At 60.4% G+C, this 21,136-nt stretch carries 24 protein-coding genes; 21 read left to right on the forward strand and 3 right to left on the reverse strand.

Features of this window, described 5'->3' with window-relative positions; translation table 11 throughout:
• Window positions 1–22 precede the first annotated feature (22 nt).
• The 11 genes from fliM (at window position 23) to SKTS_RS05465 (ending at window position 8,818) form a co-directional block, all read left to right on the forward strand.
• Window positions 23–1,024: a flagellar motor switch protein FliM gene (gene fliM / locus SKTS_RS05415; RefSeq protein ID WP_173061422.1), complete on the forward strand. Its 1,002-nt coding sequence runs from the start codon at window positions 23–25 to the stop codon at window positions 1,022–1,024.
• Window positions 1,017–1,493, forward strand: coding sequence for a flagellar motor switch protein FliN (fliN, locus tag SKTS_RS05420; RefSeq protein WP_173061426.1), 477 nt, complete (start codon window positions 1,017–1,019; stop codon window positions 1,491–1,493). The genes fliM and fliN overlap by 8 nt, the downstream gene beginning before the upstream one ends.
• 5 nt (window positions 1,494–1,498) lie before the next feature.
• Entirely contained in the window at window positions 1,499–1,942 is a 444-nt protein-coding gene (gene fliO, locus SKTS_RS05425; protein ID WP_244617451.1) for a flagellar biosynthetic protein FliO, read from the forward strand.
• Between the two features lie 23 nt (window positions 1,943–1,965).
• Window positions 1,966–2,715, forward strand: a complete 750-nt coding sequence (gene fliP, locus SKTS_RS05430; protein ID WP_173068967.1) for a flagellar type III secretion system pore protein FliP — start codon at window positions 1,966–1,968, stop codon at window positions 2,713–2,715.
• The gene (fliQ, locus tag SKTS_RS05435) at window positions 2,712–2,981 is read left to right on the forward strand and encodes a flagellar biosynthesis protein FliQ (protein ID WP_173061434.1); all 270 of its coding nucleotides are present in this window, start codon (window positions 2,712–2,714) and stop codon (window positions 2,979–2,981) included. Before fliP ends, fliQ begins: the two co-directional genes overlap by 4 nt.
• A gap of 13 nt (window positions 2,982–2,994) precedes the next feature.
• Window positions 2,995–3,789 carry a flagellar biosynthetic protein FliR gene (gene fliR / locus SKTS_RS05440; RefSeq protein ID WP_173061437.1) on the forward strand — a complete coding sequence of 265 codons (795 nt, stop codon included), beginning with the start codon at window positions 2,995–2,997 and terminating at the stop codon, window positions 3,787–3,789.
• A 6-nt stretch (window positions 3,790–3,795) separates the two neighbouring features.
• Entirely contained in the window at window positions 3,796–5,622 is a 1,827-nt protein-coding gene (locus SKTS_RS05445; protein ID WP_173061440.1) for an adenosylcobalamin-dependent ribonucleoside-diphosphate reductase, read from the forward strand.
• A gap of 66 nt (window positions 5,623–5,688) precedes the next feature.
• Entirely contained in the window at window positions 5,689–6,564 is an 876-nt protein-coding gene (gene dapA / locus SKTS_RS05450; protein WP_173061443.1) for a 4-hydroxy-tetrahydrodipicolinate synthase, read from the forward strand.
• Window positions 6,565–6,578: 14 nt separating this feature from the next.
• Window positions 6,579–7,712 (forward strand): outer membrane protein assembly factor BamC, encoded by a 1,134-nt coding sequence (gene bamC / locus SKTS_RS05455; protein WP_173061446.1) that lies wholly within the window; start codon window positions 6,579–6,581, stop codon window positions 7,710–7,712.
• On the forward strand, window positions 7,712–8,479 hold the full coding sequence (locus SKTS_RS05460; RefSeq protein ID WP_173061449.1) for an MBL fold metallo-hydrolase: 768 nt from the start codon (window positions 7,712–7,714) through the stop codon (window positions 8,477–8,479). The genes bamC and SKTS_RS05460 overlap by 1 nt, the downstream gene beginning before the upstream one ends.
• Window positions 8,480–8,485: 6 nt before the next feature.
• Window positions 8,486–8,818 carry a hypothetical protein gene (locus SKTS_RS05465; RefSeq protein ID WP_173061452.1) on the forward strand — a complete coding sequence of 111 codons (333 nt, stop codon included), beginning with the start codon at window positions 8,486–8,488 and terminating at the stop codon, window positions 8,816–8,818.
• A 159-nt stretch (window positions 8,819–8,977) separates the two neighbouring features.
• Here SKTS_RS05465 and SKTS_RS05470 read toward each other — a convergent pair whose 3' ends face one another.
• Window positions 8,978–9,481, reverse strand: coding sequence for a DUF7931 domain-containing protein (locus tag SKTS_RS05470; protein WP_173061455.1), 504 nt, complete (start codon window positions 9,479–9,481; stop codon window positions 8,978–8,980).
• Window positions 9,478–10,605 carry a cupin domain-containing protein gene (locus SKTS_RS05475; RefSeq protein ID WP_173061458.1) on the reverse strand — a complete coding sequence of 376 codons (1,128 nt, stop codon included), beginning with the start codon at window positions 10,603–10,605 and terminating at the stop codon, window positions 9,478–9,480. The genes SKTS_RS05470 and SKTS_RS05475 overlap by 4 nt, the downstream gene beginning before the upstream one ends.
• Window positions 10,606–10,737: 132 nt before the next feature.
• Between SKTS_RS05475 and SKTS_RS05480 the strand changes: the two genes are divergently transcribed.
• Window positions 10,738–11,223: an FKBP-type peptidyl-prolyl cis-trans isomerase gene (locus SKTS_RS05480; protein WP_173061461.1), complete on the forward strand. Its 486-nt coding sequence runs from the start codon at window positions 10,738–10,740 to the stop codon at window positions 11,221–11,223.
• 108 nt (window positions 11,224–11,331) lie between these two features.
• On the opposite strand, the gene mutS is transcribed toward SKTS_RS05480, so the two are convergent.
• Window positions 11,332–13,902, reverse strand: coding sequence for a DNA mismatch repair protein MutS (gene mutS, locus SKTS_RS05485; protein WP_173061464.1), 2,571 nt, complete (start codon window positions 13,900–13,902; stop codon window positions 11,332–11,334).
• A 155-nt stretch (window positions 13,903–14,057) separates the two neighbouring features.
• On the opposite strand from mutS, the gene pabC reads away from it, so the two are divergent.
• The 9 genes from pabC to rpsB all read left to right on the forward strand — a co-directional run bounded on the left by pabC (window position 14,058) and on the right by rpsB (window position 21,084).
• Window positions 14,058–14,861 carry an aminodeoxychorismate lyase gene (gene pabC, locus SKTS_RS05490; RefSeq protein WP_173061467.1) on the forward strand — a complete coding sequence of 268 codons (804 nt, stop codon included), beginning with the start codon at window positions 14,058–14,060 and terminating at the stop codon, window positions 14,859–14,861.
• Window positions 14,854–15,840, forward strand: a complete 987-nt coding sequence (mltG, locus tag SKTS_RS05495; RefSeq protein ID WP_173061470.1) for an endolytic transglycosylase MltG — start codon at window positions 14,854–14,856, stop codon at window positions 15,838–15,840. The genes pabC and mltG overlap by 8 nt, the downstream gene beginning before the upstream one ends.
• 9 nt (window positions 15,841–15,849) lie before the next feature.
• Complete coding sequence (gene tmk, locus SKTS_RS05500; RefSeq protein ID WP_173068970.1) at window positions 15,850–16,455, forward strand: dTMP kinase; 606 nt, start codon at window positions 15,850–15,852, stop codon at window positions 16,453–16,455.
• A 4-nt stretch (window positions 16,456–16,459) separates the two neighbouring features.
• A complete protein-coding gene (holB, locus tag SKTS_RS05505) occupies window positions 16,460–17,482 on the forward strand; it encodes a DNA polymerase III subunit delta' (protein WP_173061473.1) in 1,023 nt (340 codons plus the stop codon).
• Window positions 17,469–17,837, forward strand: coding sequence for a PilZ domain-containing protein (locus SKTS_RS05510; RefSeq protein WP_173061476.1), 369 nt, complete (start codon window positions 17,469–17,471; stop codon window positions 17,835–17,837). Before holB ends, SKTS_RS05510 begins: the two co-directional genes overlap by 14 nt.
• Before the next feature lie 107 nt (window positions 17,838–17,944).
• Window positions 17,945–18,721, forward strand: coding sequence for a TatD family hydrolase (locus SKTS_RS05515; protein WP_173061479.1), 777 nt, complete (start codon window positions 17,945–17,947; stop codon window positions 18,719–18,721).
• A complete protein-coding gene (locus tag SKTS_RS05520) occupies window positions 18,712–19,476 on the forward strand; it encodes an MBL fold metallo-hydrolase (protein WP_173061482.1) in 765 nt (254 codons plus the stop codon). Before SKTS_RS05515 ends, SKTS_RS05520 begins: the two co-directional genes overlap by 10 nt.
• Window positions 19,470–20,156: an ankyrin repeat domain-containing protein gene (locus SKTS_RS05525; protein WP_173061485.1), complete on the forward strand. Its 687-nt coding sequence runs from the start codon at window positions 19,470–19,472 to the stop codon at window positions 20,154–20,156. The genes SKTS_RS05520 and SKTS_RS05525 overlap by 7 nt, the downstream gene beginning before the upstream one ends.
• 181 nt (window positions 20,157–20,337) lie before the next feature.
• Window positions 20,338–21,084, forward strand: coding sequence for a 30S ribosomal protein S2 (gene rpsB, locus SKTS_RS05530; RefSeq protein WP_173061488.1), 747 nt, complete (start codon window positions 20,338–20,340; stop codon window positions 21,082–21,084).
• Window positions 21,085–21,136 lie beyond the last annotated feature (52 nt).

Consider the following 21,136-nt stretch of genomic DNA (forward strand, 5'->3'; position numbering starts at 1 on the left):
AACGTACCGGAATATCGAGAAAATGGCTGACGATATACTCTCACAAGACGAAGTTGACGCGCTGCTCAAGGGCGTCACGGGCGAGCCCGAAGAGGAAGCCGGGGGCGAGGAGACCGCGGGCGTCCGTCCCTATAACATCGCCAAGCAGGAACGTATCGTGCGCGGGCGCATGCCCGGCCTGGAACTCATCAACGAGCGATTTGCACGTCTGCTGCGTATCGGGCTGTTCAACTTCGTCAGGCGCACCGCCGAGATTTCAGTGGGTCCGGTGCGGGTGATGAAATACAGCGAATTCATCCGCAATCTGGTTGTGCCCACCAACCTCAATCTGGTCCATATAAAACCCCTGCGCGGGACGTCGCTGTTTATTTTCGATCCCAACCTGGTATTCCTGATCGTGGACAACCTGTTCGGCGGCGACGGACGCTTTCACATGCGGGTCGAAGGGCGCGATTTCACACCGACCGAGCAGCGCATCATCCAGAACTTGCTCAACGTGGTTTTCGAAGAGATGCAGAAGTGCTGGCATCCGATCTACCCGGTCGAGTTCGAATATGTGCGTTCGGAGATGAATACCCAGTTTGCCAACATTGCCACACCTAGCGAAGTGGTCGTGGTGACGACGTTCAACATCGAACTGGGCTCGGGCGGCGGCGACTTTCACGTGTGTTTGCCCTATGCTATGATCGAGCCGATCAGGGATCTGCTCTACAGCAGCATGCAGGGTGAGCGTCTCGAGGTGGACGAGCGCTGGACCAAATTGCTGACCAAACAGATACAGGTGGCCGAAGTGAACCTGGTTGCGAATTTGGGTGAGACGCCCGTGACACTCGGGCAGATTCTGAACATGCAAGTGGGCGATGTGATCTCCCTCGATATTCCCGAGGCCATCGTGGCTGAAGTGGATGGTGTGCCGGTGCTGGAATGCAAGTACGGCGTGTTAAATGGTCAATATGCCTTGAAAGTGAACAAAATCCTGACTACATCGGAATCCGAATCTTCCCCGGAGCGTCGTAATGGCTGAAGAAGAAGGCCAGGTTAGCGGCGACGACTGGGCTGCCGCGATGGCCGAGCAGGGCGAAACGTCAGCCTCTTCCGCTGAGGACGACTGGGCCGCCGCGATGGCGGAACAGGGCGATGCCGATGCCGCAGCGGCGACCGCGCAGGCAAAGACGGTGACGACGCCGGTCTTCGAGCAGTTCTCCGCTTCCGCCGCATTGCCCGGAATGGCCAACAGTCTGGATATGATCCTGGATATCCCGGTCAATCTGACGGTTGAACTGGGGCGGACCAAGATTGCAATTCGCAGCCTGCTCCAGCTTGCCCAGGGTTCGGTAGTGGAGCTGGATGGTCTGGCCGGCGAACCGATGAATGTGCTGGTCAACGGCTGCCTGATCGCCCAGGGCGAAGTCGTCGTGGTGAACGACAAATTCGGCATCCGCCTTACCGACATTATTTCTCCTGCCGAACGCATCCGTAAGCTCAATCGATGAACGCAATGCGGCTCGTGTCTGCCGGGGCGCTGCTTGTTTTTGTCGCCACCTCCGTTTTTGCCGCGCCGGCTCAAACTCCTCCTGCCTTACCTGTTTCCCCGGTTTCCATCGGTGGCGTGCTGCAGGTATTGTTCGGCCTTATAGTGGTGCTGGGTACGGTGGCTGGGGCAGCATGGCTACTGAAGCGCCTTGCGCCCGGGCAGGTCTCTGCCGGAGGAGCCATCAAGCTGATCGGCGGTATCGCAGTCGGCCCCAAGGAGCGGGTCGTGGTAGTGGAAGTGGGCGATACCTGGCTGGTGGTTGGTGTTGCACCGGGCCAGGTGACTGCATTGCACAACATGCCGCGACTTGACACCTTTCCGCGTGGCGACAAGCCTGCAGCGGATGATCGATTTGCCACTTGGCTCAAAGACGTCATGAAACGGCGCGGCATGGGGACGGAGAAGTAGCGATGAGCGCCTTGCATCGCCCCATGCGCAAGTCGTTCTTTGTCGTTGCATGGCTGGCCCTGTCGTTGTTTCCATATGCCGTGTTTGCGGCCGATGCCGGCTTTCCGGCGATTACCAGTTCGCCTTCGCCAGGAGGTGGTCAGACCTACACCCTCAGCATCCAGACCCTGCTATTCCTTACTGCGCTGACTTTCCTGCCGGCGATTTTGCTGATGATGACCGCGTTCACCCGCATCATCATCGTTCTCTCGCTGCTGCGTCAGGCATTGGGAACAATGCAGTCGCCACCCAATCAGGTCGTCGTGGGGATGTCGCTGTTTCTGACCTTCTTCGTCATGGCGCCGGTGTTCGACAAGATTTATACCGATGCCTACCTGCCGTACGACCAAAAGAAGATCGAGCTCACCACTGCGCTTGAGAAAGGCGCCGAACCCCTCAAGGCATTCATGCTGCGACAGACGCGGCAGGAAGATCTGGCGCTGTTTGTGAAACTGTCGAACAGCAAGCCGTTAAGCGGGCCTGAGGCGGTACCTTTGAAAATCCTGGTGCCGGCATATGTCACCAGCGAACTCAAGACTGCCTTCCAGATCGGCTTCATGGTGTTTATTCCATTTCTTATCATCGACATGGTGGTGGCGAGCGTACTGATGTCGATGGGTATGATGATGCTGTCGCCGGTGATGATTTCCCTTCCTTTCAAGCTGATGCTGTTCGTGCTGGTGGACGGCTGGGCGCTCATCATGGCTTCGCTGGTGCAGAGTTTCTATATATGACCCCTGAAACCGTCATGACTATCGGCCGCCAGGCGCTGGAGTTGACCGTTCTGGTTTCGGCGCCGATGCTTTTAGCTGCGCTGGCAACCGGTTTGCTGGTGAGCATTTTTCAAGCGGCGACACAAATCAACGAAATGACGCTTTCCTTCATTCCCAAGCTGCTGGTGATGTTCCTGGTGATGGTCCTGGCTGGCCCCTGGATGATTAGCATGTTGGTCGATTACATGCGCCAGCTTTTTACCAGTATCCCCAGCCTGATCAGTTAGAGCGGCCCCGGGCATGTTGACCGTTACATCTGCCCAACTCAGCGCCTGGCTGGCCGCTTTCCTGTGGCCCTTGGTCCGCATCGGTGCGCTGATCGCCAGTTCGCCTGTTCTCGGAAATCCAACTTTTCCGCACCGTGCCAAAATCGGCCTGGCCGTGGCCATTACGCTGGTAATTGCGCCGACATTGGGCGACATGCCGCAGGTGGAGCCCGGCTCTGCCGCTGGCCTGCTGATCCTGGCGCAGCAAATAGTGATCGGTGTGGCCATGGGGTTGACGGTACGGGTTGTTTTTGTTGCCGTGGAGATGGCGGGCAATCTTGTCGGCCTGCAAATGGGCCTCGGATTCGCGACTTTCTTCGATCCGGTAAACTCGGCCCAGGTGCCGGTAGTGGCGCAGTTTTTAGGGCTGCTTTTTACGCTGGTATTTCTGACGCTGAACGGCCACTTGCTGATGATCGAAATCCTGGCGGATAGCTTCAAGGTCTTCCCCCTTTCCGCCCAGCCGCCGTCTGTCCAGGCCTGGAAGATGGTAACGGATTGGGGAAGCGAGATATTCCGCTCGGGTTTGCTGCTGGCCCTGCCTATGATCGCCGCCTTGCTGATTGCCAACCTTTCGATCGGCATCATGACCCGTGCGGCGCCGCAGCTGAATATTTTTGCCGTTGGTTTCCCGATTACGCTGGCAGCCGGTTTCATCGTGTTATTCGTCACGCTGCCTTACATGACGCCCTTGTTTGAAAGGCTGACGCACGACAGTCTGCAAATGATGATGCAGGTGGCGCGGGCGGCGCGCCCTGCGGTTCCTTGATGCCGTATGACTGAGTACCTGAGCGAGCCCATTGCCAGGAGGGTCTGGGAAGAAAAATACCGTTACCGTGCGGACGGGGTGATTCACGATGCCGCCATTGAGGACACCTGGCGCCGTGTCGCCCACGCTTTGGCAACAGTGGAAAAGCCGCAGCACGTCGAGTGCTGGGAAGAGCAGTTTTACGCGCTGCTGCAGGATTTCAAATTTCTCCCCGGTGGACGTATCCAGGCCGGCGCGGGAACCCGGCATCACATCACCCTGTTCAACTGCTTCGTGATGGGGGCGATCGAAGATTCCATCGCGGGAATTTTCGAATCGCTCAAGGAGAGCGCACTCACCATGCAACAGGGTGGCGGCATCGGGCTGGATTTTTCCACCCTGCGGCCGCAGGGGGTGACGGCGCGTGGTGTCGGCGTCGCGGCAAGCGGGCCGCTGTCCTTCATGCATATCTGGGACAGCATGTGCGCCACTATTCTTTCTACCGGCGCGCGGCGCGGCGCCATGATGGCGACGTTGCGCTGCGATCATCCCGATATCGAAGCATTTATTGAGGCCAAACGTGATCCCCTTGCGTTGCGTCACTTCAATTTGTCCGTGCTGGTAAGCGACGATCTGATGGAGGCCGTGGCGCGCGACGCGGAATGGCCGCTGCTCTTCCCTCTGGGGCAGGACGAGGAAATTTCCGGCGAGATCGTCGTGCGTCGCTGGTCGGGCATGGCAACGCCACAGCCCTGTCGTGTGGTAAGGAAAGTCGGGGCACGCGCGCTATGGCAGAAAATCACGGCTGCTGCATACGATTGCGTCGAGCCGGGCGTGATTTTCATTGATCGCGTCAACCGCGCCAACAATCTCTGGTACTGCGAACACATCAGCGCCACCAATCCCTGCGGCGAAATTCCCCTGCCGGCTTATGGCGCCTGTGACCTGGGGGCGCTCAACCTGACACGCTTCGTGCGCGAGCCATTTTCATCACTCGCAGTACTGGATCTGGATGGCGTTGGCGCTGCGGCGAGCATCGCCACGCGCATGCTCGACAACGTCTACGAGGCTTCGGGTTTTCCGTTGCAAAATCAGGCTGAGGCTGCCCGTGCCTCTCGACGTCTTGGCCTTGGCCTCACCGGCTTGGCCGACGCGTTGATCATGCTGGGCATTCCCTACGGCAGCGCGGAATCGTTTCGCCTCGCAGGGGAAATAATGGCGCGTATCGCGCATGCTGCCTATCGTGCTTCCATAGAACTGGCGCGAGAAAAGGGCACGTTTCCCCTGTTCGACAGGGAAAAATATTTGCAGGGCGAATTTGTGCGCTCCCTGCCTGAAGACATCCTGCAAGGTATCAGCCGCCACGGCATACGCAACAGCCATCTCACCGCCATTGCGCCGACTGGAACGATCAGCCTGCTGGCAGGGAATGTCTCCAGCGGGCTGGAGCCGGTGTATGGCTGGCGCTATAAGCGCAGCATACGAGCTGCAGACGGCAGCCTTTCCGCGCTCGAAACGCAGGATCATGCTTATGCGCTTTATCGATCCCTCCATGGCGAACAGGCGCCTTTGACACCGGCTTTCGTGACCGCCGCCGAGCTGCCGCCAGCGGCCCATCTCGGCATGCAGGCGGCACTGCAGGCCCATGTGGATAGCGCCATCTCCAAGACCATTAACGTTGCGGAAGAATTGAGCTATTCCGACTTCAGCGGGCTATACCGGCGGGCGTACGAGAGCGGCTTGAAGGGGTGTACCGTGTTTCGCCCCAATGCAGTCACGGGGCAAGTTCTGACGGCCGGTGACGAGCATATGCCGGATCGCCAATGCTGTTCGATCGAACGCGAGGCAGACTAGTAGTCGTTCTGTTTCGCAAGCCCCGATAATCGGTTAAACTGCAGTTTTTTTGCGGGAATTGGCTTCATGCTAAAAGGCAGTCTGGTAGCGATTGTGACGCCCATGCAGGACGATGGCAGCCTGGATCTGGAACGCTTGCGCACGCTGATTGATTTCCACGTGGGCGAAGGCACCGATGGCATCGTGATTGTCGGCACTACGGGTGAGTCGCCAACCGTGAACTACGACGAACATTGCCAGCTGATCCGTGTGGCAGTAGAGCAGGCGGCGGGGCGCATTCCCGTTATCGCCGGAACCGGCGCCAATTCGACCAGCGAAGCTATCGAGCTGACCCGCTGCGCCAAAGAGTCGGGCGCCTCGGCATGCCTGTTGGTCACGCCCTACTACAACAAACCCACCCAGGAGGGCTTGTACCGCCATTTCAAGGCGGTGGCCGAAGCGGTGGACATCCCCCAGATACTCTACAACGTCCCCGGCCGCACCGCCTGCGATCTGTCCAACGATACGGTACTGCGCTTGGCGCAGATTCCCAACATCATCGGCATCAAGGATGCGACCGGCAACCTGGAACGGGGAACCGATCTGATCCTGCGTGCTCCGGCTGACTTCGCTCTGTATTCCGGCGACGACGCCAGCGCCCTGGCTTTCATGCTGCTCGGTGGGCACGGCGTGATTTCGGTCACCGCAAATGTCGCGCCGCGCAAAATGCATGAAATGTGCGTCGCGGCATTCCGTGGCGATCTGGCTGCGGCGCGCGCCATCAATGCCAAGCTGTTCGGGCTGCACCAGAGACTGTTCGTCGAAGCCAACCCCATTCCGGTGAAATGGGTGGCGGCTCATATGGGTCTGATCGGTGACGGAATCCGCCTGCCTCTGACCCCCCTTTCCTCCGCATTCCATGACACGCTGAAAGCGGCAATGCATCAAGCTGAATTAATTTGAAGGTCTCGAATTCCATGAAGTTTCGCAAACTCGTTCTACCCCTGACCCTGCTGGCACTTTTGGGCGGTTGCGGTTCCATGTCCTTCCTCGAAGGAAAGAAAATCGATTACAAGTCGGCCGGCAAGGTTCCGCCGCTCGAAGTGCCGCCGGATCTGACTGCTCCTGCAGCGGATAGCAGGTATGTGGTGCCTGACGTAAGCCCGCAAGGTAGCGCTACCTTCTCTGCCTACAATAGCGAGCGCGTAAATCAGCCCCAGTCGGGTAGCAGCGACCTGCTGCCGGAACAGGCAAAAGTGAAGGTGGAACGTTCCGGCAACCAGCGCTGGCTGGTCGTGAATGCTACGCCGGAACAGGTTTGGCCGGTGGTCAAGGAGTTTTGGCAAGAGCTGGGCTTCATCATCAAGGAAGAAAGGCCGGAATCCGGCGTGATGGAAACAGACTGGGCGGAAGACCGCGCCAAAATTCCTCAAGACGCAATCCGAAGCGTCTTGGGTAAAGTGGTCGATGGCCTGTATTCCACTGCCGAGCGGGACAAATTCCGCACCCGCCTGGAGCGTGGTGCTACTGCCGGCATGACTGAGATTTATATCAGCCATCGCGGTATGTATGAAGTCATTCAGGGTGGCGATGGCGGAAAGTCGACGATTTGGGAGCCGCGGCCTGCTGATCCCGAGCTGGAAGCTGAAATGCTGCGCCGCCTGATGGTGCGCTTCGGCGTTGAGGAATCTCGGGCCAAGACGCTGGTGGCCGATGCCGCTGCTGTGGAACGTGCCAAACTCAGCCGTTCCGCGGATGGGGTGCAACTGCTGACCGTGCTTGATCCGTTTGATCGTGCCTGGCGCCGGGTGGGTTTGGCACTCGACCGTGTCGGATTTACCGTGGTCGACCGCGATCGTTCCAAGGGCGAATATTTCGTGCGCTACGTAGACCCGGATAGCGATGGCAAGAAAGCTGAGAAGGGCTGGTTCTCCAAGCTCGCTTTCTGGAGCAGCGACGATAGCAAGAAAATGCGTCAGGAGCAGTATCGCGTTCTGGTAAAAGAGAGTGGCGATTCCTGCCAGGTTCTGGTGCAAAACAAGGACGGGCAAAAAGCGTCTGCCGATACTGCTGACAAGATTCTCAAGCTGCTGCATGAACAGCTGAAGTAATGCGTTTTGCCTCTCTCGGGAGCGGCAGTCGCGGCAACGCGCTGGTTGTCGAGGCGGGTCAAACGCGAGTCATGCTGGACTGCGGTTTCGCCATACGCGAAACCGTGTTGCGCCTGGCCCGGCTGGACCTGACGCCAGCGCATTTGAGCGCAATTGTGGTTACGCACGAACACGCCGACCACATAGGTGGAGTGGTGCCGTTCGCGCGTAAATTCAACATCCCCGTATGGTTAACGCATGGTACCTACAGCCATGCCGCCGCGATGTTCAAGGACAGCCAGCCGCTTCATCTTTTCGACAGCCATGATCGTTTCGTCATCGGTGATCTGGAAATCGAACCCTTTCCTGTGCCGCACGATGCCCGCGAGCCGGCGCAGTTCGTATTCGGCGATGGTGCGCGCAGGCTTGGGGTGCTCACGGATGTGGGCAGTTCCACTCCCCATATCGAGGCGACTCTGAGTCGCTGCCATGCGCTGGTGCTGGAGTGCAACCACGATGTCGAGATGTTGCGCAACGGACCGTATCCGCCCGGTTTGAAGCAGAGGGTCGCGGGGCGTTTCGGCCACCTCGATAACGGCGCGGCCGCCGAGTTTTTGAGCAAACTCGATACGACGGTGCTGCAGCACATCGTAGCTGCCCATTTGAGCGAGAAAAATAACCTTCCCAGTCTGGCGCAAGAGGCGCTAAGTCGGGTATTGAAGTGCGAAAAAGGGTGGATTGGAATCGCTGAGCAGGAGAAGGGGTTTGCCTGGCGCCAGATTGCCTGACTGAAGGTGAAAAAAAACCGGCCAGATGGCCGGTTTTTTTATGCTCTTGAGCCCGGAATTACTTGGCAGCAGGAGCGGCAGGAGCAGCAGCGTCAGCAGCAGGAGCGGCAGGAGCAGCAGCGTCAGCAGCAGGAGCGGCAGGAGCAGCAGCGTCAGCGGCAGGAGCGGCAGGAGCAGCAGGTGCTTCAGCAGCAGGAGCGGCAGCAGCAGGAGCTTCAACAGCAGGTGCAGGAGCGGCTTCTTCTTTTTTGCCGCAAGCGGACAGGGACAGGGCCAACAGAGCAGCGATCAGTACGGAGTGTTTCATTATTAATTCCTTTTTTGAAAATTTTCAGATAAACAGTAAGAAATCGGTTATTCCAAGTTGGGGCGCCAACCGACTGCAGCATTCTACCAAGTTTTTTAGACTTTGCTAGCCCTTTACCTTGAAATAACCCATAGTTCGTGTGCGTTGCGATGAGCTATTTACTGCTTTTATGCCATCGGCTCATAACTTGTTTAAAGCCCCAGCGTAGTTGGCGGTGCCGCTGGCTCGGAGGCATCCACAATTTCGTTGAAGCGCCGTATCAGCTCCAGCGCGCCTTCCTTGTCGTTCAGGGCCAGTGCCGCGCGCGGGTGGTCATAATGAAAACGGTGCAAATAATGTTCATTATCGGCGATGATGAACGGGTCGCTGACGCCACGTGCTTCGTCGCTGGTCTGGTATACGGCGATAGCATGACTGAAGTGCGTGAGCAAATTCATCATGCGTGGGCATTCCCGCGTCAGGTAGTCGGTGTCGTGCAATACGATCGTGAGCCGGTTGGCGCGGCTCATGAGGAGGAAATTTTGCAGCGACTCGAATCTGGCAAGGCTGTTGTAACCTTCGTCGCGCAGGTTGTAGCTGAAGATGCGCAGGTTGTGGCGCGCCTGCCCGACGACGAAATCGATAGCCTGCTCGTAATCCTGTTGACCTTCTATTCTGCGGTGTTCGGGCGATGGGCTGCTTAAGGTATCCGTCATGGTGCTTGCTCCAGTACCAGATACCCGGCACGGTACCATTGATAAAAGAGCTTTTCCAGACTCTCGTTCAGTCGGGTCCCCGCTGCCAAATTGCCGCGGTCGGCGAGCGCGATCAGGGTGGGTAGATCCTCTGCGGTCGCTTCAACGGCTTCGCCGTTGAGATAGACCGTGTTGTCATGAAACAACATCAGGCTTTTCAGATCGAGGCGAATGCCGCCCTGGGTCAGCTGTTGATGGAACTTCTCAGGGGGCATGGGGCGTGCCGGCGGCTCGAAATACACGCTGGATTTGGGCTCGGTCAGGTACGTGCCTAGAAAGCGCTGTACCGTATCTTGATCCCAGCGTATTTGACGCAGCATGGCGCCGACCTTGCGGATCATGGCGGGGCTGATTTCGGCCGGGTGAGATTGGGTTTTCAGTTCCGGGTCCTGGTACATGCCTTCCAGCTTGATTTCGTCCTGGAGATAAACCAGGAACTGGGTGGCGAGTTCCTGGGTATAGGGCGCCTTGAAGCCGACCGAATAGGTCATGCAGTGGTCCTGGGCGAGGCCGTAATGCCCGCATTGCGGCGGCAGGTAGAGCAGGTCGCCGGGGCCGGTGATCCATTCCTGTTCCGGCTGGAAATTCTGCAGAATGCGCAGCGGCGCACCCGGCAGAAGGGTCTGGTCGCTCTGGGTGCTGATCTGCCAGCGACGATGCCCCATGCCCTGGATCAGGAAAACGTCGTATGGATCGAAGTGCGGGCCGACGCTTCCGCCCTTGGGGGCGTAGCTGACCATCAGGTCATCGAGACGTGAGCGCGGAATGAAATTGAATTGCTCCAGCAGTTGCGCGCCTTCCTGCAGGAACAGGTTGACGCCCTGCACCAGCAGAGTCCAGCGGGTTTGCGGCAGGCGCTGGAAATCTTCCTCGGCAAAGGGCCCGCGCCGCAACAGCCATTTATCGCCCTTGTTCTGCACTAGGCGTGCTTCCGCCTCTTCGAGGCAGGCAAGTCCGGCCAGTTCGTCGGGGGTCAGCAGGCCGGTGAAGCCGGGAAACGCGTTGCGCACCAGCAGCGGTTTCTTTTGCCAGTATTCGCGCAGGAACTGCTGCGCTGTGAGTCCGCCGAGAAAGGATAATCGCATGCTTGTGGCCATTCGCTAGTGATGATTCGGGGAGTATAGCAGTTTGCCGAAATCGGTTAGAATGTGCGGTCTTTTTTCTATCATATCAACGAGGCGTCGCTTCACGCCCCTCGTGCAAACCCTGGAGCAAGCATGAAAATTGCAAAAAATACTGTCGTGACCATCAGCTACGAACTGCGCGATAGCGCGGGTGAAGTGCTGGAGCAGAGCGATGAGCCGGTCAGCTATCTGCATGGTGGTTATGACGGCATTTTCCCGACCGTGGAAGAGGCGCTGCAGGGCAAAGGCGTGGGCGAAACCTGCGAGATGACCCTGGAGCCCGATGACGCCTTCGGCGAGTATGACGCCGACTTGGTGCGCATCGAGCCGCGCGCCCAGTTTCCCGAAGGGCAGGTGGAAGTCGGGATGCAGTTCGAAGGCGCTGCGGATGGCGACGACGACGAATGGATTCTTTACACCGTGACCGACGTGACCGACGACAAGGTTGTCGTCGACGGCAACCATCCCCTGGCCGGTCAGCGCCTGCTGTTCAAATGCACCGTCAGCGAAGTGCGCCCCGCGACTGACGATGAAATTGCCCACGAGCATGCCCACGGCGCGCACGGGCATCACCACTGAGGATGCGTGAGGGGTGAGGCGTTAGGGGGTGAGGCGTAAAACCGGTCCGGAGCGGGCTTTTTGACTTTCCCCCTAACGCCTCACCCCTCACTCCTCACCCCTATTTCATTACCCCTCGCTCATCTTCTTCAGCTGGTAAATCAATTCCAGCGCAGCCTTCGGGCTGAGATCGTCCGGCGTAGTCTGTCGCAGCGCTTCCAGAGCCGGGTGTTCCTCCGCCGCCGCTGCAATCGGCGCCGCGAACAAATCGCCTTGCGGGCTTGCCGTCATTCCCTGTTGTTCCAGCTGCAATAGTCTTTTCTTCGCCTGCTGAATCACTGTTGCGGGCACACCCGCCAGCTGAGCCACCTGCAGCCCATAGCTCTGGCTGGCTGGGCCTTCTTCCACGCTATGCAGGAAAACGATGTGGTCGCGGTGCTCCACGGCGTCGAGGTGCACGTTGACGACCTGCCTGAATTCCTGGGCGAGTTGGGTGAGCTCGAAGTAATGCGTGGCGAACAGGGTGTGGCACTGGGTCTTGGCTATCAGCTGGCGGGCGATCGCCCAAGCCAGGGCAAGGCCGTCGAAGGTGGACGTGCCGCGTCCGATTTCGTCCAGCAGCACCAAGCTGTTTTCCGTGGCGTTGTGCAGGATGTTGGCGGTTTCCGTCATCTCCACCATGAAGGTGGAGCGGCCGCCGGCCAGGTCGTCGGATGCGCCGATGCGGGTGAAAATCTGGTCGATCGGGCCGATGCGCGCGCTGCTCGCCGGCACGAAGCTGCCGCAGTGGGCCAGCAGCACGATGAGCGCGGTTTGCCGCATGTAGGTGGATTTGCCGCCCATGTTCGGGCCGGTGATGAGCAGCATCTGGCGCGTGCGCGAGAGACGGGTGTCGTTGGGAATGAAGTTCTCGGTCTGGTTTTCCACCACCGGGTGGCGTCCGCCGCTGATCTCGATCGTCGCTTCGCTGCAGAATTCCGGTGCGGTCAGGTTGAGTGCCTGGGCGCGCTCGGCCAGCGTTGCCAGCACGTCCAGTTCGGCCACGGCAGCGGCGATGGCCTGGAGTGTGGCGATATGCGGCTGGAGAAAATCCAGCAACCCCTCGTACAGCAGCTTTTCGCGCGCCAGCGCACGATCGGAGGCGGACAGCGCCTTGTCCTCGAAAGCTTTCAGTTCCGGGGTGATATAGCGCTCGGCATTTTTCAGCGTCTGGCGGCGGCGGTAATCGTCCGGCACATTGTCAGCCTGGGCGCGGCTGACCTCGATGTAGAAGCCGTGCACCCGGTTGTATTCCACTTTCAGGTTGCCGATGCCGCTGCGCTCGCGCTCGCGGGCTTCGAGGGCGAGGAGGAACTCGCCGCAGTTGTCCTGGATGGCGCGCAGCTCGTCCAGTTCAGCATCGTAACCGGTGGCGATGACGCCGCCTTCGCGCAGCACGGTGCTGGGCTCGGGCATGAGGGCGCGCTGCAGTTCTCCCGCCATGCCAGCGGGTATGTCCGTCGCCATGTGCAGTTGATTCAGTCGCGGGCTGTCGAGGCCGGCCAGGGCCGCGTGTACTTGCGGCAGCAGGGCGAGGCTGTCGCGCAGACCGGACAGGTCGCGTGGCCGCGCGCTTCTGAGCGCAATGCGCCCGGTGATGCGCTCGATGTCGGCGCCCTGTCTGAGAATTTTGTGAACGCCGACAAAGGGCGCGGCACCGCCTGCGCCGAGCAGGGCCGAAATGGCGTCCTGGCGGGCGCGCAGCGTGGCGTAATCGCGTAGCGGATGATGCAGCCAGTGATGCAGCAGGCGGCTGCCCATGCTGCCGGCGCAGGTGTCGAGCAGGGAGAGCAGGGTGGGCGCCGCTTCGCCGCGCAGCGTTTCGCTGATTTCGAGATTGCGCCGCGCTGCGGCGTCGAGCAATACCAGCTCGCTTTCATGCTCCACGCGCAGGCTCTGGATGTGGGGCAGTTTGCCGCATTGCGTGGCCTGGGCGTATTGCAGCAGCGCGCCGGCCGCGGCGATCGCGGCGTGCAGCCCGGCGCAGCCGAAGCCGTCGAGGTCGCGCGTGGCGAACTGCCCGGTCAGCTTGTGCATGGCTGAGTCATGGTCGAACTGCCACGGCGCAACAGCCTTGGCCGCGCATTTCGCCGCGTCCAGCGCGGGGTGCGTCCAGCCCTCGGGAAACAGGATTTCCGACGGCTTGATGCGTTCCAGCGTCGCGGCAAGACGCTCCGGTGCCATTTCCGCCACCGTGAATTGACCGCTGACCAGGTTCAGCCAGGCCAGCCCGAGCAGGTTTTTGTTCGCCGCCACGGCGAGCAGCAGGCTGTCGCGCTTGTCGTCCAGCAGTGCGGCGTCGGTGAGCGTGCCGGGCGTGATGATGCGCGCGACCTTGCGCTCCACCGGCCCTTTGGAAGTGGCCGGGTCGCCCACCTGTTCGCAGATGGCGACCGCCTCGCCGAGCTTGACCAGCTTGGCGAGGTATTGCTCGGCGGCATGGTAGGGTACGCCGGCCATCCTGATCGGCTGGCCGGCAGTGGCGCCGCGCGTGGTGAGGGTGATGCCGAGCAGCTGCGCAGCACGCTCGGCGTCGTCGAAGAACAGCTCGTAAAAATCCCCCATGCGGTAAAACAGCAGCATGTCGGGGTGCTCGGCCTTGATGCGCAGGTATTGCTGCATCATGGGCGTGTGTTTCGCAAAATCCTTGCCTGGTTCCATCGCCTGATCGTTCTTGTGGGTTTTTCAGTAAAGGCGGATTTTAACCGCATAGCTTGGCATGAGGGATGAAAAACGCGCAGCGAGCGGTCTTTGTGCTTTATTCCTTAATCCACCAGCAGGTAGAATGCCGCTTTCTCCCGACCTTTCCTGATTTGATGACGCTCATCGATGGCATCCCGGCGGATGTCGTTTCCGCCAATGACCGCGGCCTGCTCTATGGCGACGGCGTGTTCCGCACCCTGAAGCGGGTCGGGGGCGTTACCCTGTGTTGGGCGCGGCAATACCGCAAGCTGGCTGCGGACTGCGCGGCATTGCGCCTGGGCTGCCCCGCGGCAGCCGATCTGGAAGCCGATCTGGCGCGCCTGCCGCGGGATTGCGTGGCCAAGATCATCGTCACGCGCGGCCGCGCCGAGCGGGGCTATGCCGTGGTGCCGGATGCTTCTCCCACCCGCATCGTCACTTCCAGCCCCCTGCCGACCTATCCGCAAAGCCACGCGGCGCTGGGCGTCAAGGTGCATTTGTGCGGCTTGCGTCTCGCATCTCAGCCGCGCCTGGCGGGGATCAAACATCTCAACCGGCTGGAGAACGTGCTGGCGCGCATGGAATGGGATGATCCGGCTGTTGCCGAAGGTATACTGCTGGATACGGAGGGCGGTGTTATCGAAGGAACCATGAGCAATGTGTTCTGCTACCGCGCTGGCGTGCTGCACACCCCCGACTTGAGCGGCTGCGGCGTGGCCGGGGTGCAGCGCGAGCGCATCCTGGATTTCGCCGCGCAATCGGGCATGGCGATGAAGGTCGGGACGCTGCCGCTGGATGCGCTGATGGAGGCAGAGGAAGTGATGCTGTGCAACAGCGTGATCGGCCTCTGGCCGGTGCGCGAGTTCAATGGCCGCATTTGGGAAATGGGGGGCGTGGCAGCGCAATTGAGGCAGTTGATGGAAGAGCGAGATGATTAAGACCCTGTGGCGCCTCGCGTTGCTGTCGGCGATCGCGGTCGCCGGCTGGATGGCTTATTTTGCCACCACGCCGCTGCACCTGCCGCAGACGCCTTACGAGTTCACCCTCAAACACGGCAGCAGTTTGCGTAGCGTGGCGCGCCAGCTGGTGGAAGCGAAGATCCTCTCCGAGCCATGGAGTTTCACGGTTTTGGTGCGCATAAACGGCAAGGAAGGGGAAATCAAGGCGGGCAATTATTACCTCGAAAAAGATCCCACCCCCCTGCAACTGTTCCGCATGATCACGCGCGGCGACGTGAGCCAGAGCGAGATCGCCTTCATCGAGGGCTGGAATTTCCGCCGCATGCGCCAGACTCTGGACGAGCATCAGGCGGTGCGGCACGACACGGCGCAAATGACGGAACGGGAAATCATGGAGAAGATCGGTGCGCCGGAAGCAGCCGCCGAAGGGCTGTTCTTTCCTGACACCTATTACTTCAGCAGCGGTATGAGCGATCTTTCCATCCTCAAGCGTGCCTACCAGGCCATGCAGACCCACCTCGCCGACGCTTGGGCGGAGCGCGATCCGCTGCTGCCTTACCAGACCCCCTATGAAGCCTTGATCATGGCCTCCATCGTCGAGAAGGAAACGGGCCGGGCAAGCGAGCGGCCGCTGATCGCCGGCGTGTTCATCAACCGCCTGCGCATCAACATGCGCCTGCAGACCGATCCGACGGTGATCTATGGCCTGGGCGAGAACTTCGACGGCAATCTGCGCCGTGCCGACCTCACCCGCGATACGCCTTATAATACCTACACCCGCTCCGGCCTCCCGCCGACGCCGATCGCCATACCGGGTTCGGGCGCGCTGCAGGCGGCCGTGCATCCGGCGGCGACCAAGGCGCTGTATTTCGTCGGCAAGGGAGATGGCTCGCACAAGTTTTCCGCCAGCCTGGCCGAGCATAATCTGGCCGTGTCGCGTTACCAACTGCATAAATAGGTGAGAGAAATTACAGGCAAATTCATTACGCTAGAAGGTATCGACGGTGCAGGCAAGAGCACCCATCTCGAGTGGCTGCGCGAAACCCTGGTGCAACGCGGCCACGGGGTGGTCGTGACGCGCGAGCCGGGCGGCACCCCCCTGGGCGAAACGCTGCGCGGGCTCTTGCTCAACCATCACATGCACCTTGAAACCGAAGCCTTGCTGATGTTCGCCAGCCGGCGCGAGCACCTGGCAGAAGTCATCGTGCCCGCCCTGCAACAGGGAAAATGGGTGATCTCGGACCGTTTCACCGATGCCAGCTTCGCCTACCAGGGCGGCGGGCGCGGCATAGACGAGGGCCGCCTGCGCATCCTGGAAGACTGGGTGCAGCAGGGGCTGCAGCCCGATCTCACCCTGCTCTTCGATGTGCCGCTGGAAGTGGCGCGCCAGCGCCTTTCCGCCAATGCGTCGCTGGACCGCTTCGAGCAGGAGCAGCAGGATTTCTTCCAGCGCGTGCGCGACGCTTACCTGCGCCGCGCCGCGCAATTTCCCTCACGCATCCGGGTGATCGACTCGGCACGTTCGCTCCCGGCGATCCGCGCCGAGCTCGACACCCTCATTGCGGGATTGTAGGGCGATGACTTTCCTTCCCTGGCAAGCGGAAACTTGGCGTCGACTGATTGCCGCCGGGGAGAATCTGCCCCACGCGCTGCTGCTGCAGGGGCGCAAGGGGGTGGGGAAACTGGATTTTGCGCGCGCCCTGGCCCAGGGACTGCTGTGTGAAACGCCGCTGCCATCCGGCGTGGGGTGTGGCCGATGCCTCGCCTGCGGCTGGCTTGCGCAAGGTAACCACCCCGATTTCCGCAGCGTCGAGCCGGAGGCGCTGGCGGACAACGGCGACGAAGGCGAGAGCAAGGGCAAGAAGCCCAGCCGCCAGATATTGATCGAGCAGGTGCGCGAGCTGGCGGGACTGGTGAACCTGTCCACCCACCGCAACGGCATGCGCGTCGTGCTCATCCACCCCGCCGAAGCGATGAACGTCAACGCCGCCAACGCGTTGCTGAAAACCTTGGAGGAACCGCCGCCGCACACGCTCATCATTCTCATCAGCCATCACGCGCAATCCTTGCTGCCCACCGTGCGCAGCCGCTGCCGCAAGATCGACTTCGGGGTGCCGCCGCTCGAGCTGTCCATGAGCTGGCTGCGCGATCACGGGGTGGCAGACCCGGCGCCGCTGCTGGCGCAGGCGGGTAATGCGCCGCTGGCTGCGCTGGCCCTCGCCGCCGACGAATCGCAGGAGGTGCGGCGCGGCTTCCTGACCCAACTTGCGCGTCCCCGGGAGCTGGACCCGCTCGGTCTGGCGGAAAAGAACGAGAAGATGGAGTTGGCCAAACTGGTGCGCTGGCTGCAGCAGTGGATGTACGACCTGCTCGGCTGCCGGCTGGGCGGGCAGATCCGCTACCAGCCGGATTTTGCCGCCGAGATCCGCAATCTTGCGCCGCGCCTCAGACTGCCGCAGGCGCTGGACTATCAAAAAGAACTGCTGGAGGCGCAAAAAAATGTGCACCACCCGCTCAATGCCCAGTTGCTCCTCGAGCAATTGTTGCTATCCTATATGCAATCGATGAACCTGACCGAGCTGGAACATGGCCGAAGCTGAAAAGAAACCCTCCCTCGCGCGCCCCGGGGTCCTGTCCCTGAGCATCAAGGAAAAACCGGCGCTGTACGCCGCCTATATGCCCTTCATCAAGGGCGGCGGCATTTTCATCCCGACCACCAAATCCTACCGTCTGGGCGACGAGGTGTTCATGCTGCTGACCCTGATGGACGATCCCAACAAGCTGCCGGTGGCCGGCAAAGTGGCGTGGATCACCCCGGCCGAAGCGCAGGGCAACAAGTCGCAGGGCATCGGCGTGCAGTTCAGCGACAACGAGAGCGGCATCGCCGCGCGCAACAAGATCGAAGGCTTGCTGGGCGGCAATCTGACTTCCACGCGTCCGACTCATACCATGTAACAGGTGAGGAGCGAGGAGTAAGGAGTAAGGAGTGAATACCTGGTCACTGACGCTTTTGACTTTCCTCTTCACCCCTCACTCCTTACTCCTCACCTGATTTCGAAACCATGTTCATCGACTCTCACTGTCACATCAATTTCCCCGATCTGGCCGCGCGTATGCCGGACCTGCTCGAAAACATGCAGCACAACCAGGTCAGCCACGCCCTGTGCGTGAGCGTGGATTTGCCGGACTTCCCCGCAATCCGCAAGCTGGCGGAGGAACATCGCAACGTGTTCGCCTCGGTCGGCGTGCATCCCGATCATGAGGCCACCGAAGAGCCCGGCATCGAGCAGCTTGCCGCCCTGGCGCAACATCCCAAAGTCGTCGCCATCGGTGAAACCGGGCTCGACTATTTCCGTCTCCAGGGCGACCTGGAGTGGCAGCGGGAACGTTTCCGCACCCATATCCGCGCCGCCCTCGCCGTCGGCAAGCCGCTCATCATCCATACCCGTGGCGCGGCGGCGGACACGCTGCGCATCATGCGCGAGGAGGGTGCGCAGCGCGCCGGCGGGGTGATGCACTGCTTCACCGAAACGGAAGAAGTCGCGGACCAGGCCATGGCGCTGGGTTTCTACATTTCCTTCTCCGGCATCGTGACTTTCAAGAAAGCGCTGGAACTGAAGGCAGTGGCCAGGCACGTGCCGCTCGAGCGCATGCTGATCGAGACCGATTCCCCTTACCTCGCGCCGGTTCCCTATCGCGGCAAGACCAACGAGCCGGCCTATGTGCGTCACGTGGCGGAGGAGATTGCCAGCCTGCGCGGCATCGATGTGGCGGAAGTGGGTGCGGCGACGACGCGCAATTTCTTCGAGCTGTTCCGGGCGGCGCAGGCATGGAGATAGTTTTTCTCGGCGTCGGCTCCAGCGCCGGTACGCCGGTGATCGGCTGCGGCTGCCCGACCTGCCTTTCCGACGACCCGAGGAACCGGCGCACGCGCTGCTCCATCGCCGTCACCATGGAGAACGGCGCGGTACTGTTGGTCGATACCGGCCCCGACCTGCGCCATCAGGCCCTGCGCGAGAAAATCGTGCGCGTGGACGGGGTGCTGTACACCCACTACCACGCCGACCATCTCAACGGTCTGGACGACCTGCGCAGCTTCTGTCATTTGCAGCGCAAGCCGGTCCCGGTCTATGGCAATGAGGTCACCATGCAGGGCATCGTGCAGCGCTTCGCCTATGCCTTCCCCAGCCACGAGCAGCACCACTGGGACAAGCCGGTGCTGTGTGCCCACCAGGTTGCGGAGCCGTTCGAAATAGCCGGGACCGAAGTTATGCCGGTACCGGTCATGCACGGCAAATATGAAATTCTCGGCTACCGCATCGGCAACATGGCTTATCTTACCGACGTGTCGGATATTTCCCCCGCCAGCCTGGACAAGCTGCAGGGGCTGGATGTGTTGCTGCTGGACTGCTTGCGCTACCGTTTTCACCCCACCCATTTGAGCGTGGAGCAGGCGATAGTCTGGGCGGAAAAAATCGGCGCGCGGGAAACGTACCTGATCCACATGACCCACGAACTGGAATTCTCTGCGCTGAGCGCCCAGCTTCCCGCCGGAATGCGCGTGGCCTACGACGGTTTGCGCCTTCAATGTTGAACCCTGAAACGCGCAAGCTCATTGCTTGCTGCCTGCTATTGCCTGGCTTGCTGTTCTCTTCGCTCGCGATCGCCGCCTTGCCGCAAATGCTGGAAGCCATGTTCAACGACATCAATCTGGGCGACACGGGTTCCGTCGAGGACTTGCTGCAGCACGGGGTGGATCCCGATGTGCAGGACGAGCAAGGCTACAGCGCCCTGATGGTCGCCGCGCGCGAGGGTCAGTTGAAAGTGGCCAAGGTGCTGCTGGCCCACGGCGCCAAGGTGTACAAAAGAAACCAGTTCGGCGAAACCGCGCTGATGCTCGCCGCCTACAACGGCCATAATGTCCTGATCGACCTGCTCATCGCTCATGGTGCGGACCTCCATGCCAACCGCAATGGCTGGACGCCTTTGATGTACGCATCCTATGCGGGGCATACTGCAACGGTGAAGCAACTCCTGGCCTATGGCGAGCCGGTCGATGCGCGCACCAGTGCCGGTCTGACTGCGCTGATGCTGGCTTGCAGGCAGGGTTACATCGAAGTCGTCGAGTTGCTGCTGCGGCTGGGGGCCGACCCCAACCTGAAAAGCAAAAACGGTCAAAGCGCGACGCAAATGGCCCTCGCCAACGGCAATACCGACATCGCCGACCTGCTCCTGCAAGCCGGCGCGCAAGAGAAAGACAGTCGTGGAGATTGAATAGTGCGGCCGGACTGTGCTATCATCGCGGCCCAATTTGGCTGGTTCTGAACCGGTCGAATCCAGTGCTGCCGAAAGGCGGCGAATACGCACATCTGTCCCGTTAAGGGTGCTCGACCGGGTTTGTTTCCGGGGAGTCGCAAGCGGACGGATGGAGGCTTAACCCTTAAGGAGTTTTATCATGTCAGTAACTATGCGCCAGATGCTTGAGGCGGGTGTCCACTTCGGCCACCAGACCCGTTATTGGAACCCCAAGATGGCACCGTTCATCTTCGGCGACCGCAACAAAATTCATATCGTGAACCTGGAAAAGACGCTTCCGATGTACGAAGAAGCGATCAAGTTCGTGCGCAAGATGGCGTCCAACAAGGGCACCATCCTGTTCGTCGGCACCAAGCGCCAGGCACGCGAAATCGTCAAGGAAGAAGCCGCACGCTGCGGCGCGTCCTACGTCGATTACCGCTGGTTGGGCGGTATGCTCACCAACTTCAAGACGGTGAAGCAGTCCATCAAGCGTCTCAAGGACATGGAAACCATGATGCAGGACGGCAGCATGGAGAAAATTTCCAAGAAGGAAGCGCTGGGCTTTCAGCGTGAAATGGTCAAGCTCGAGCGCAGCCTGGGCGGCATCAAGGATATGGGCGGCTTGCCTGACGCGATCTTCGTGATCGACGTGGGTTACGAAAGCGGCGCCATTACCGAAGCCAACAAACTGCGCATCCCGGTAATCGGTATCGTCGACACCAACAACTCCCCCGCCGGCGTGGATTACGTGGTCCCCGGCAACGATGACTCGAGCAAGGCGATTCGCCTCTACGCTCAGGGCGTGGCAGACGCCATCCTGGAAGGCCGTAGCCAGGTCGTTTCGGAAATCATCAAGGGTGACGAGTTCGTCGAGGTCAGCGACGCGGAACAAACAGCGGCTTAACTCTCCGCAGAAAAGGGGCGGAAGCCCCTTTTTTAACGTAAAACTCGCGCAG

The organism is Sulfurimicrobium lacus, assembly GCF_011764585.1.
Taxonomy (GTDB): Bacteria; Pseudomonadota; Gammaproteobacteria; order Burkholderiales; family Sulfuricellaceae; genus Sulfurimicrobium; species Sulfurimicrobium lacus.